This window comes from Chitinophaga sancti (genome assembly GCF_034087045.1).
In the GTDB taxonomy this organism is placed as follows: domain Bacteria; phylum Bacteroidota; class Bacteroidia; order Chitinophagales; family Chitinophagaceae; genus Chitinophaga; species Chitinophaga sancti_B.
In genome coordinates this window covers 6,012,211-6,025,874 of the sequence record NZ_CP139247.1, presented here as the reverse complement: position 1 = coordinate 6,025,874, position 13,664 = coordinate 6,012,211, and the positions used below count along the sequence as shown (strand labels likewise).

The window sequence follows — 13,664 nt, the reverse complement described above, 5'->3', positions numbered from 1 at the left end:
AAAATTCTGTTCTTTAATTAACACTTAAAACCCGATAGACAATCCTGTATTAAATACCCGCTGAATAGGGTATCCCAGACCTGAATCACCCATCTCCGGATCCCATATTTTGAAGGCACTGATTGTAGCCAGGTTCATACCATTTACATAAATACGACCTGTACTGAGCCGGAATTTTTTTAACACCCGATCAGAAAAGTTATACCCGATCTCAGCTGATTTCAGTCGCAGGAATGAACCGCTCCGCAGCCACCAGGTAGATGTCTGTTTGTTATTCTCTGAAATGGTATTACTTAATCTTGGCCAGAATGCGTAGGAGTTCCGGTTATCTTCTGACCAGTGATCGTCTGCAATGGACTGTAGCAAACCATTCTGGTTACCTCCATTGATATAAAAAGGTGTCGTGTTCGCTGAATTAATAATAAAGGAAGACCTGCCTGAACCCTGAAAGGCAGCGCTGATATCAAAGTTCTTATAGCCCACAGAAAAGAGCATTCCATAGATCAACTCTGGCGTGGTCGGAAAACCGATAGGTACCATGTCTGCATTAGAGATCGTACCGTCTCCGTTGATGTCCCTGTATTTGATATCACCAGCCATGATACGTCCATATTGTATAGGGGAGTTGCTCACTTCTGCATCATCGACAAACAACTTCTCTGCTACCAGTCCGTATATCTGTCCTAATGAGTTACCCACTTTTGATAAGTGTTGATTGTTGGCAGCGTATTGCGGCTCTTCATTCACCAGCAGTTTACTTTTTGCATAGGTTAGTGTACCACGGGTTTGCAGCCATAAGCTGTGCTCAAATGTTTTGGAATAATTCAGCATGAGGTCCATACCCTGACTGCTGGCTTTGCCGGAGTTGGCAGAGATGTCGGCCTGCAAGCCCATGGAAGAAGGGATCGTACTTCTTACCATGAGTATATTGCTACGTACCTGTTTGTATGCATCGATTGTAAGTGTGAGATCTTTGAAGACGGTGAGGTCCATCCCGATGTTCGTCTGGCGGGACAACTCCCAGGTTATATCCTTGTTCTCATAACGATTGATTGCCACAGTGGGTCGGCTATAATTAAATTGCGTACCGAAATACCCGGCGGCGCCGCCATTCAGATTTACATCAGATAGATAAAAGAACCGGTCAGTTGAATTGCCGATCTGATCATTACCCACCAAACCATAAGTGAACCTGAACTTCAGCTGCTGCACTTTATCCGCCAATGAGGAGAAGAACTTTTCATTAGATACAATCCAGCCGCCACCAATAGACGGGAAGTAACCAAACCGGTGGTTCGTAGCAAAACGTTCGGAACCATTGTAGCCAAAGTTATATTCGAACAGGTAGCGGTTGTCATAACCGTAAGTGAATCTGCCGGATACCCCCAGGTTCCTGCTGGGCAATGATAATTGCAGGGTGGAAGCATTACCCGTAATATAATTTCGGATCGTACCAATCAGCATACCACCCACACTGTGCTTATCTTTGAATATCCTCGAATAATTCAGGGCTGTTTCGGCATATGTCGTGGTGTTCACAACTTTATCACCCGGTGAATAGGTGAGGTATTCTGTAGGCGTAGCACCTACACTACCTGTACTACCATCATTGATCAGTGTCAGCCCGGAAAACTTCCCTTCATTGGTATTCGCCTGGTAGTAATAAGGACTATACTGGCGGGAAACGGCAAAGTACGCATACCGTGTAGTATAAGCCATCACTCTCGCAGATAGACCGGGTGTCACTGCATCCAGGTTTTGTTTTAGGCTCAGCTGTGCAGTAAGTGTACTGGTGTTGGTCGCCTGAAAACCAGAGATGGACTGTGCATAAGGATTGACATACAATGCACCACCACCGGGAATGAGGGCATTACCAAATAGCGGGTGTTTTACATACGGCATCAGGCTGGATGGATACACCGCCGGAAATGCCACCGGGTTGCTCCAGATCGCATTATAAAACACCGCTGCACCACCGCCTACAGGACCATTATAATCATCAAACTGCCCCTTTAAACTCACGAGTGCCTCTGTCGTTTTTGTCAGATTGATCGTGGTGTTTGACAGGATAGAATAAGACCTGAGTTTGATGTTATTGCTGAAATTATTCAGCTCATTTTCTTTCAGAATACCATTGTCAATATTATAGGTCATAGCCAGGTAGTATTTGGCTTTGTCCGAACCGCCACTGGCATTGATATTATAACGTTGGTTATTGGTATGATTTTTAATTAATTGTTTTATCCAGTTATTATTGGGATATAATAATGGATCGTCGCCAGCTTCGGTATGATCGATTTTATTTTGAGAGTAGGGGAGCGCGCTGAGTGGATTCCTGGTGAGCGTGGCTTCGTTCGCCAGTTTCATATAAGTAATATTGTCTGCCAGTGCAAAGTTGCGGGTGTTGGAAGAAGTGGCGTTTTCGAGACGGGCATTGAACTTCATCTTTCCGATGTTTCCGGTTTTGGTGGTAACGAGGATCACCCCATTCGCACCCCTGGCGCCATAGAGTGCGGAAGCAGTCGCATCTTTGAGCACAGAGAAACCGGCGATATCATCAGGTTGCAACCTGGCAAGGTCTCTTGAAGATGATTCAATGTTGTCGATCAGAATGAGTGGGTCTACCTTTCCTGCCCCAAAAGTACCGACACCTCTGATAAAGAACTGCGCATTATCAGCACCGGGTTCACCACTTCGCTGGTAGGATATCACCCCTGCTATCTTTCCTGCCAGCATAGTGGTGAGGTTAGAGGTAGGGCCTTTCAGTTCTTTTGGGTTGATGGAGGTGATGGAGCTGACCATACTTGTTTTCTTCTGGGTACCATATGCTACCACCACCACATCTTTGATGGTATTATCTTTTGGGGAGAGCATTATTTCTAAATTGTTCTTCCCGGTCAGGTTCATTTCCCGGGTTTCATAGCCTACATATTGCACCACCAGGACTTTGCTGGTGCCATTCAGCCTGAGTTTGAAGAACCCGTTCTGATCGGCAGTCGCACCGATATTTGTACCTTTTAGCATGACCGTGGCCATGGGTAAGGGCGTTTTGGTATCCTCTGCCAGGATTTGTCCGGTGAGAATGGACTCCTGGCTGGCGGCAGCAGGTTTTTCGACCGGGAGGGGCTTTTCCTCCCTTCGAATGAGGATCACATTTTTTTTAATTTCATACGCGAGGTTGCGTCCTTTCAATAAATCATCCAGTACGGTGGTCACTTTAGCTCCGGAGTAGTTGACCTGGCCAATGATGTCATTTTTAGGGATGTTGCCACTGTAAAAAAAAGTAATGTCAGTTTGTTGCTCTATCGATTTAAAGATCGATTCCAGGGTCATATTATTCCCTTTGATCGTTACAATCGGGGGACTGATCGTCTGCCCACGTAATTGATAATTCAGAAAGAGCAACAGAAAGGCAATAGTGGTTCGCTGCCAGGCAAAATGCTTGCTGGCCGTTTTCATTAACGGGGAATGTCTGTTCATTTTCCTTACTTAATTGTAGAATCTATTTGATGCTTCACGATATAAAGACGACGACAATTGTGAATGGGTGAATGCCCTCCCTCCAAAAAAAAATATTTTTATAAATGTCAAAATAACATTTATATTTATTCCAGACAATATCCCTTTAGAATTTTTATCCGCGTTATACAATCAACCACTTAACTATTTTTTATGCCTGAATATCCAGGAGACGATATTGTACTTCTATTATTAAAGAATGGGGACGCCGGTGATGCATTTGAACTAATCTTTAAGAAATACTACAGACTAATGTGGACGAAGGCGTATCTGGGAACAGGAGATCCTACTGACGCCGATGACCTGGTTCAGTCTGTACTGTGCAGTATCTGGGAAAAACAATTGTATTACAAAATTAATGGTAACCTCCGTACCTACCTGCTGATTGCGGTTCGCAATCAGGTAAATGATTACCATAAGATAAAGTCGAGAAGACTTAAACGCATCGAAAAGTATGCTGAAACAGTCGTGGACGAATCTTATGGAGAGGAACACAATGTAATATCAAGCGAAAAGTTTCAGCAGCAACTGCATGAACTGTTACGGGAATTTCCCACGCAGCGTCAGCGTGCATTTAACCTGGTATACCTGGAGCATAAGAAGTATCATGAGGTGGCAGATAATATGGGTATTAGTGTAAACTCATTAAAGACACACCTGAAGATCGCAGTGAAAACGTTGCGGAATAAGCTGGACCTGCCATATTCAGAATAAATTTAAGATCAGAACAAATGATACCAAATATAGAACAATTAATGTTGGAGAAGCTGTCAGGATGTATTTCTGAGGAAGATGATGCGCAACTGAGGCAATTATTGGAGACCGTTCCGGAATTAAGTGAAATATATAAAGGAATGCAGGAACAGTTGAGCCAGCCAATTGCCCAGGCATATTTGTCCAAACTGGATGAAGGGGTTTTGTGGGAACAGAACAAACACCGGTTTATACAACGGAAATTCAGGTGGTGGTATGCAGCGGCAAGTATACTGGTAATATTAGGAGGTAGTATGTTTTATTATAAGCAACCGTCGAAAAAACAACTTGCAAACAACCCGACCGGCATTGTCCTGCAACTAGCCAACGGCCAGCAAATAGACCTCTCCGATACGACACAGTCCATGATGAAGGTAGGGAGTGCGCAATTACACGTTTCATCAAAAAGCTTACAATACAATGCCGCCAACGCAACTGCCGATATGCCAATGAATGTATTGCGCGTATCTGCCGGCAAAGATTATAAACTCGTGCTGGCAGATGGAACAGAAGTATGGATGAATGCAAAATCAGAAATTCGTTTTCCAATGGCATTTAATGGAAAAACGCGGGAAGTAACCGTGAGCGGAGAAGCCTATTTTTCAGTAAAACAAGATCCTGCCCGGCCTTTTATCGTTCATGCCGGAGATGTGTCTGTAGATGTACTGGGAACAGCCTTCAATATCAACACCTACAGCAGTGTGAACCCGCGTATAGCATTGGCTTCCGGGAAGGTAGTATTAAAAAGCAAAAACAGTGTACAGGTGGTGCAGTTATCACCTGGCTATGAAGCAGTATATAACCAGCAGTTCTTTAGTATCGATGCCTTTGATAAGCGAAATACCTTAGGATGGATGGAAGGAAAATATTATTTCAGAAACGCAACTTTGAAAGACTTAGGTGATGTGATTAACAGATGGTTTGATATCGATGTTGTATTTGAAAACTCTGCTGCTTCCCGTATAGATCTTACCGGCATCCTGACTAAGCAGGATGGATTAAATGATTTTTTGGACAACCTGGGAAAAACAACCGGCATTAAACATGAATTGAAAAATGGTGTGTTAACGTTCCGGTAATAGGAGCCATAAAAATTTTTTGTTTAATTATAATATCCTAACTTGGATTAAAGACACAAAGCAACTTTAATCTCAAAATACCCTATGAGTCATTAACCCATTAACTCCCATTATTAATTAACTTATTCAAAATTTGTTATGAAAACTCATTGTCTGTACCTGTGTGCAGTAGTGCTCCTATTTGCATCATGCGCAAAAGAGAACGTTCAACCCGCAACAAAATCAACAACTACAGCCCCTTCTAAATTATCTTACCTGTCTGTAGACCAGATCCCTAATGAAATAGTACCCTTACTGTATCAGGATCTGATAAAAGACAAACTCTATGACCAGGCAAGCCAGCTGAGTGAGGAGTACTATGCTACCTTCTCAGCCAGGAAAGATGGTAAAGCAGATCTTTTAAAAGAAATTCGTTCTGCAAGAGCTGCGGAGATTGCGGCTGCTAATCTTCCTACACATAGCGTGACTGGTGTAGGCGTAGTCATCACTGGTAACTGGTACCAGACGCTTGGCACTGCCTCTGCTAATTTACAGAACCTTGGCTGGACGGATTATAACTTTAATATCATGAACAGTACAGCGCCCGATGCGTTTAGTACAACTACTCCTGGCGCTAACCAGATCATAGGCACCACTGGTCAGTCCAGGAGAATGGAGGCCATCAAGCTGCCATACATCCAGTTTGGAGCAGCAGATGAAACAGGAACCACTTACTTTACCGGCAGCTTTGGTTTTACTTACAAAGCACACGTGCAGGACATTGACTGGCAGAATTACGTAACTTCTCCATATGGCGTTGCCGGTACGGTAGGTCAGTCCAGGAGAATGGAAGCCATCCGGATCTATGGTCCCCGTTATGAAAATCCTAATTATACTGTTACATTTAATGATGCTGCGCCTTCAACAACAGCAAGGCCTTACATATATTACAGAGTGCACCAGGATTCATATGGCTGGGAAAGTTGGGTGAGTGAAAATGACATAGCCGGAGTGACCGGTGCATCCAAGAGACTGGAAGCTATTCAAATCAGGGCTTATCTGATTAAGATCTGATAAACATATTTTGAGATTAAAGTTTTTGCAGGTAGTCCTGTTAAAAAGGGACTACCTGTTTTTGTTATCACCAGGAAATTCGACCACTTTGTTTCCGTCCCAGGCATTGCCAGTGGAGAAACTGCTGGATAGGCTATTTTTGATTATTCAGTCAGAATGGATCAGGGCAAAACAGCCGGCAGCAGCACCGGCGGTGGCACCAGCAGCTCCTACCGTATTGGATCAGATTGAGCAGTTGAATGACCTGAAGAACAAAGGAATTTTGACCGAGGAGGAATTTCAGAATAAGAAGAAGGAGCTACTAGCTAAGTTGTGATGACTGAAGGAGTGCTTGTTGATCATTATCACCCCTTGTCATGATTACAAGCACATTTTATCCCTCCCGGGGATAATACCTTCACATATTATGAAAACAAATCAGGATATTACCTTATCGCCTGATCTGCAAAGCCACAGTGCTGGCACCGGCCCTACAAGGACACAACATCCTGTATACGCCAACCTGCTGCCACCCTGCAACAACACCTGTCCGGCAGGTGAAAACATTCAAGGGTGGCTGTCGCTGGCCCAGGCCGGCAATTATGAAGCCGCCTGGCGCACGATCATGGAAGACAACCCATTTCCTGCCGTCATGGGCAGGGTTTGCTATCACACCTGTGAGGTGCAATGCAATCGAACGCATATTGACAGTGCTGTCAATATCCACGCTGTAGAAAGATTTCTTGGAGACGAAGCCCTGCATAAAGGATGGACCATCGCTACCCCGCCGACTACCGGCAAACGGGTATTGATTGTCGGCGCCGGCCCTGCAGGCCTCTCTGCCGCCTATCACCTGAGGCGTAAGGGACATGAAGTGGAAATTCATGAAGCCGGCCCTATTGCCGGTGGAATGATGCACTTTGGCATCCCCGCTTACCGCCTGCCACGTCATGAACTGGATCAGGAAGTAGCACGCATCTGTAAAATGGGCGTTTCTGTCGAGTATAATCATAAAGTAGAAGACCTGTTGCACGAAAAAGAACAGGGCAAATTTGACGCTGTATTCCTCGCTATTGGCTCCCACCTTTCTAAAAAAATAGACCTTCCTGCCAAAGATGCTTTCAAAATGATGGACGCGATCTCTTTCCTGAAACAGGTGGAAGAGGGCGATGCACCACAACTGGGACGTCGTGTAGCTATTTATGGTGGTGGTAACACTGCAATGGATGCCGCCCGTACTGCAAAACGACTGGGTGTGGAAGATACCATGATCATCTATCGTCGGGACCGCGCCAATATGCCTGCCCACGATTTTGAAGCCCAGGAAGCCCTCGAAGAAGGTGTCAACATTCACTGGTTGCGCGCTATCAAATCAGTAGATGGCATGACGATGACGGTAGAAGTGATGGAACTGGTAGACGGCAAACCTGTGCCTACAGGTCGCTTTGAAACCCTGGAAGCAGACTCCCTCATCATGGCACTGGGCCAGGAAACAGATACCGGTTTCCTGAAAAATATACCCGGCATTACATTCACTCCAGATGATAATGTGTGCGTAGACAGCAGTATGATGACCGGCTATCCCGGCATATTTGCAGGTGGTGATATGGTGCCCGGAGAAAGAAATGTAACGATCGCTATTGGTCACGGTAAAAAAACAGCCCGTTATATAGACGCTTACCTGAATAACAAAACCTATACACCATCAGCCAAATCTCCTCTCATTGGATACGAAAAACTGCATCGCTGGTACCGCACCTATGCCCCTCAGGGCACCCAGGTGGTAAGACCAGCGGAAGACCGTATCGCTGGTTTTGACGAAGTAACCTACGGCCTCAGGGAAAAAGAAGTACTGTTTGAAGCCCGCCGGTGTTTGTCCTGTGGCAATTGCTTTGAATGCGATGGCTGCTTTGGCGCCTGTCCGCAAAAGGCAATCACAAAACTGGGACCGGGCAATGGCTATTCCTTCAATTATGATATTTGCACCGGCTGCGCAGTGTGTAGCGAGCAGTGTTCCTGCCATGCAATCGAAATGGTACCCGGAGCGTAAATCAACCTCACTATGACACAAGAGACTACACCAGTTATTGCTACGCTGGACGGCAATGAAGCCGTGGCATATATCGCGTATCGCGTTAATGAAGTATGTGCAATCTATCCGATCACGCCTTCTTCTACCATGTCAGAACTGGCAGATGAATGGGCGGCGAAAGGTTTAAAAAATATCTGGGGCCAGGTGCCGGATGTAATAGAAATGCAAAGCGAAGGTGGTGCCGCAGGTGTGGTACACGGCGCTTTGCAGGCTGGCGCATTGACCACCACTTTTACAGCATCACAGGGGCTGATGCTCATGTTACCTAACATGTACAAAATAGCCGGAGAACTTACCTGTGCTGTATTTCATGTGGCTGCAAGGTCACTGGCTGCACAGGCATTGTCTATCTTCGGCGATCATAGCGATGTAATGGCGGCACGTACTACCGGTTTTGCTATGTTATCGTCTGCTTCTGTACAGGAAGCGCATGATATGGCGCTGATTAGCCAGGCAGCCACACTGCGCGCACGTATTCCATTCATACATTTTTTTGATGGATTCCGTACTTCGCATGAAATAAATAAGATACAACTAATACCCGATGACCAGATCAAAAGTATGATCAGTGATACACTCGTGAGCGAACATCGTGCACGTAGCCTGAATCCTGATCAGCCTTTTATAAGAGGTACTGCACAGAACCCGGATGTATATTTCCAGGGTCGTGAAACAGTGAATCCTTTTTATTCGGCGGCGCCTGTCATTGTGCAGGATGCCATGGATCAGTTGGGAGAATTGACAGGGCGGCAGTATCAGCTGTTTGAATATTATGGTCATCCGCAGGCAGAGAGAGTGGCAGTGGTCATGGGCTCCGGCGGAGAAGTATTGAAAGAAACCGTATGTATACTGCAGCACAATGGTGAAAAAGTAGGAGTAATATTGGTACGTTTATTCCGCCCCTTCTCCGGCGAACACCTGTTGTCTGCATTACCTGATACGGTTGAAAAGATCGTAGTACTGGATCGTACCAAAGAACCCGGCGCTGCGGGAGAACCGTTGTACCAGGATATCGTTACGCATATCTGCCAGGCATATACAGCCGGTCGTTTGTCAAAACTACCACGTATTACCGGCGGTCGTTATGGCTTATCTTCAAAAGAGTTCACCCCGGCAATGGCGAAAGCCGTACTGGATGAACTCAATAATCCGGTACCCAAACATGGATTCACGATCGGCATCAATGATGATGTCACCCATACAAGTATTGATTACGACAACCATTTCCATATCGAACCGTCAGACAGGGTCTGTGCGCTGTTTTATGGATTAGGTGCAGATGGTACGGTAGGTGCGAATAAGAATAGTATCAAGATCATCGGTGAGGAAACCGACCTGTATGCACAGGGATATTTTGTATATGACTCACGTAAATCAGGTACGCAAACGGTGTCTCACCTGCGATTTGGGAAAGATCCTATCCGTGCGCCATGGTTGGTTGACAAAGCTGATTTTATTGCCTGTCATAAATACAATTTTATCAGTAAGACTGATATGTTGCAGAGTGCCCGGCCGGGTGCTACTTTCCTGTTGAATAGCCCATATTCTGCGGATGAAGTGTGGGACCATCTGCCACGTATGGTGCAGGAACAATTGATAGATAAGCAAATGAAGCTGTTTGTGATCGATGCCTCCAAAGTAGCTGCTGCAGCTGGTATGGGCCAGCGTATCAACACGATCATGCAAACCTGCTTTTTCGCGTTATCTAATGTTTTGCCAGCCGATGAAGCGATTGAACAGATAAAGAAATTCATCCGCAAATCTTATCTGGCAAAAGGCGAAGCGATTGTACAGAAGAATTTCAAGGCAGTGGATGATACACTGGCGCACCTGGTACGTGTAAACATACCAGCAAGTGCTACAGGTTCATTGCCCATGGATGATGGTATTCCTGCAGAGGCACCTGCTTTTGTACAGGAAGTAACTGCGATGTTGCTGGAAGGGAAAGGCGATCTGTTGCCGGTGAGTAAGATGCCAATAGATGGTACTTATCCAACTGGTACCACGAAGTGGGAGAAAAGAAATATTGCAGATGATGTACCGGTATGGGAACCTGATAGCTGTATACAATGTGGTAATTGTAGCTTTGTGTGTCCGCATAGTGTGATCCGTTCTAAGTTCTATCATGAATCTTATCTCGAAAAAGCACCTGAAGGTTTCCCATCTGCTGCCATCAATGCACGTGGTTTCCCTGAAACAAGATATACCTTACAGGTATATTTAGAAGATTGTACCGGCTGTAAACTCTGTGTACAGGCCTGTCCTGTAGTCGATATCAAAGATGCTTCCAGGAAGGCGATCAATATGACGCCAAAGCCTTCACTGGCTACTGGCCGTGAGCATATCCGCTTCTTTGAAAGTGTGCCGGTGAACAACCGTTCAGAACTGGATTTCTCTACCGTGAGAGGCGCGCAATTCCTGGAGCCATTGTTTGAATTCTCCGGTGCATGTGCTGGTTGTGGTGAAACACCTTATGTGAAATTGCTGACGCAGTTGTATGGTGATAGATTACTGGTGGCAAATGCAACAGGATGTTCTTCTATTTATGGTGGTAATTTACCGACCACACCATGGTCTGTGAACAAAGATAAACGTGGTCCGGCATGGTCCAATTCCCTCTTTGAAGACAATGCAGAGTTTGGACTGGGGATGCGTGTGGCGGCAGATAAACAATGGGAAATAGCACAGACATTGCTACTGTCATTGCAACCTGTGTTAGAGAATGATGAATTAGTAAATGCTATCCTGCATGCACCGCAACAATTGGAATCACACATTGCCGAACAACGCGATAGGGTAGGTGTGCTGAAACAAAAACTGCATGCACTCCGTGGCAATGCACTGGCGGCACAATTACTGGCAGTTGCCGATCACCTGGTAAAGAGAAGTGTATGGTTGATAGGAGGTGATGGATGGGCGTATGATATTGGTTCTTCAGGATTAGATCATGTACTGTCTACCGGACGTAATGTAAATGTTCTGGTGTTAGATACTGAAGTCTATTCCAATACAGGTGGCCAGATGTCAAAAGCGACACCTACAGCTGCGATCGCAAAGTTTGCCGCAGCAGGAAAGAAAGTAGGTAAAAAAGATCTGGCCATGCAGGCTATCTCTTATGGCAATGTATATGTAGCGCAGATTGCGATGGGTGCAAATCCACAGCAAACACTACTGGCATTGCGTGAGGCAGAAGCTTATAAAGGCCCATCCCTGATTTTGGCATATAGTCATTGTATTGCGCATGGTATAGATATGGAGAAAGGATTGACGCAGCAACAGCTGGCAGTGTCCAGTGGATACTGGCCATTGATCAGGTATAATCCGGCTTTGCGTGAGGCAGGTAAGAATCCTTTTGTATTGGATTCACCAAGACCAGCTGTGTCATTTACAGATTATGCTTACAATGAGACGAGGTACAAAGCACTGGCTTCAGCAAATCCCGCAGAGGCGAAAAGATTGATGGGATTGGCGCAGGAGTTGGTGACACTGAGGTATAAGACTTATGAGAATATGGCCACGTGGAAGGCGGAAGAGTTTGCGCCGGTGGCATAATTATGAGGTTTTACGCGGGTGGTAAAATGTACTTTTATATACGCAGCCATCAGCACAAACACAACGGACTTTCAGATCGATCGGTTTGAAAGTCCGCTGTGTTTTGAATGGTGTGTAATGATTAATACCTAATTATCCTCTTTAGTTATTCCTTCTTACCTTTACATCAGTAATTCGTTAACCCTCATTATCATTATTTGTTCACCCTATTTTTCAGTAATTTTTTATGAAGAGAATCCTTTTAATTTTATTATGTATGTGCGCATACATAATTCCAAAATCCTATGCACAAACTGCATCCATTGTTTACTCGACAGGTGGGCTTCCCACCACAACCTGTAATGTTTTTAACACGGCCGTCTATACTATAGGCGGCAGCCAACATTATCCAGTAGCTGGTGGTGTGGCCTACAATGGCTCCGGTGGCATTGTACTGACCACATTATGGAGTACGAGTAGCACCAGTCGTTTAGGTACTGCTTATGCTATACAATATCCATTTGTAGCAGGGCATTCCTACAATATTTCCATCACTGCATCATCCACTGCTGCTGCCGGTGACCTTGGTGTACCGATGTACGCGACCTTTTTCAACACGTTGCCTGCTGCCAGTCAGACAAACCCTACAGCTTGTGGCGGTGTGCCTGAAGCAAATTATGGTACATTGCAAACAGGGAACATGCTTTATGTACCACCTGGTACAGCCGCAGCTGATTACGGTTTTCAGGCGTTCAATCCGGGTTCAAATTATAATGGTATCATTCTCCTGGCTGCACCTACGCAGGGCACACAGGGCGTAGCGAAAGTAACCATCACAAGGGTTACGATCAGTGAGTCCATGAATTTTACAATGAAGCCTACCACTATTAATAAGGTATGCGGTACCGCATTGTATCAGCCTGTTGGTGTAAATGAAGCCGTGACTGGTGCTGTTTACAATTTTATTCTTGGAGCCAATAACGGATATACCTATGGCGGCGCGCCTGCACCAGCGGTGATCTCAACACCATCACAGGCCATCGCGCTGACTGCAGATCCATGTAGTCCGGCTTTGACGCCTGTAACAGCAACGGTGAATGTAGGCGGAAACATCTACCCGGTATCGGGTACTGTGCCTGTAAATAATACAATGCCTTCATTGACGATATCAGGATCTACCACCAGTATTTGTACCAATGCTACTTTCACTGTGAATAACCCCTGTGGTACAGTTGCCTGGTCCGCATCGCCTGCAGGCATTGTTTCTCTGGCACCAAATGGTTCTTCCGTAGTGGTGACTAAGATCGGGAATGGTTCATTCCAGCTTACCGCCACTGTTTCAGGTAGTTGTTTCACTACACCCAAAGCAACAGGCATAGCGCTTACAGCAGGCTTACCCACTAACCCGGTTATTTCAAATGTGCAATTGGTGCCATATCCTTATTATGGTATTTCTGCGAGTGTAAATAATTATTCGGCAGGTACATTTAACTGGTATGTAGATGGTGTGTTGAAGAAAACCACCAGCTCAGGTTATGTTGATGTGATCCCGGTTGGTAATTGTGGCGTACAGCACCGCTTGCAGGTGCAGGCTACTACCAGCTGTGGTGAAGCATGGTCTGATCCTGTGTACTGGACGAATCCATGTAACCAGTAAA

8 protein-coding genes are annotated in these 13,664 nt (G+C 45.5%); 7 read left to right on the top strand and 1 reads right to left on the bottom strand.

Annotated elements, in window-relative coordinates:
• Positions 1–24: 24 nt before the first annotated feature.
• On the bottom strand, positions 25–3,480 hold the full coding sequence (locus tag SIO70_RS24335; RefSeq protein ID WP_320575144.1) for a TonB-dependent receptor: 3,456 nt from the start codon (positions 3,478–3,480) through the stop codon (positions 25–27).
• Between the two features lie 192 nt (positions 3,481–3,672).
• On the opposite strand from SIO70_RS24335, the gene SIO70_RS24330 reads away from it, so the two are divergent.
• The 7 genes from SIO70_RS24330 to SIO70_RS24300 all read left to right on the top strand — a co-directional run bounded on the left by SIO70_RS24330 (position 3,673) and on the right by SIO70_RS24300 (position 13,663).
• On the top strand, positions 3,673–4,233 hold the full coding sequence (locus SIO70_RS24330; protein ID WP_320575143.1) for an RNA polymerase sigma factor: 561 nt from the start codon (positions 3,673–3,675) through the stop codon (positions 4,231–4,233).
• A 17-nt stretch (positions 4,234–4,250) separates the two neighbouring features.
• A complete protein-coding gene (locus tag SIO70_RS24325; RefSeq protein WP_320575142.1) occupies positions 4,251–5,351 on the top strand; it encodes a FecR family protein in 1,101 nt (366 codons plus the stop codon).
• A gap of 138 nt (positions 5,352–5,489) precedes the next feature.
• Positions 5,490–6,404: a hypothetical protein gene (locus SIO70_RS24320; RefSeq protein WP_320575140.1), complete on the top strand. Its 915-nt coding sequence runs from the start codon at positions 5,490–5,492 to the stop codon at positions 6,402–6,404.
• Between the two features lie 10 nt (positions 6,405–6,414).
• On the top strand, positions 6,415–6,720 hold the full coding sequence (locus SIO70_RS24315; protein WP_320575138.1) for an SHOCT domain-containing protein: 306 nt from the start codon (positions 6,415–6,417) through the stop codon (positions 6,718–6,720).
• A 90-nt stretch (positions 6,721–6,810) separates the two neighbouring features.
• Positions 6,811–8,433 carry an NAD(P)-binding protein gene (locus SIO70_RS24310; RefSeq protein WP_320575137.1) on the top strand — a complete coding sequence of 541 codons (1,623 nt, stop codon included), beginning with the start codon at positions 6,811–6,813 and terminating at the stop codon, positions 8,431–8,433.
• Positions 8,434–8,445: 12 nt separating this feature from the next.
• A complete protein-coding gene (gene nifJ / locus SIO70_RS24305) occupies positions 8,446–12,027 on the top strand; it encodes a pyruvate:ferredoxin (flavodoxin) oxidoreductase (protein WP_320575136.1) in 3,582 nt (1,193 codons plus the stop codon).
• A 256-nt stretch (positions 12,028–12,283) separates the two neighbouring features.
• Complete coding sequence (locus SIO70_RS24300) at positions 12,284–13,663, top strand: hypothetical protein (RefSeq protein ID WP_320575134.1); 1,380 nt, start codon at positions 12,284–12,286, stop codon at positions 13,661–13,663.
• The last annotated feature ends 1 nt before the right edge of the window (position 13,664 follow it).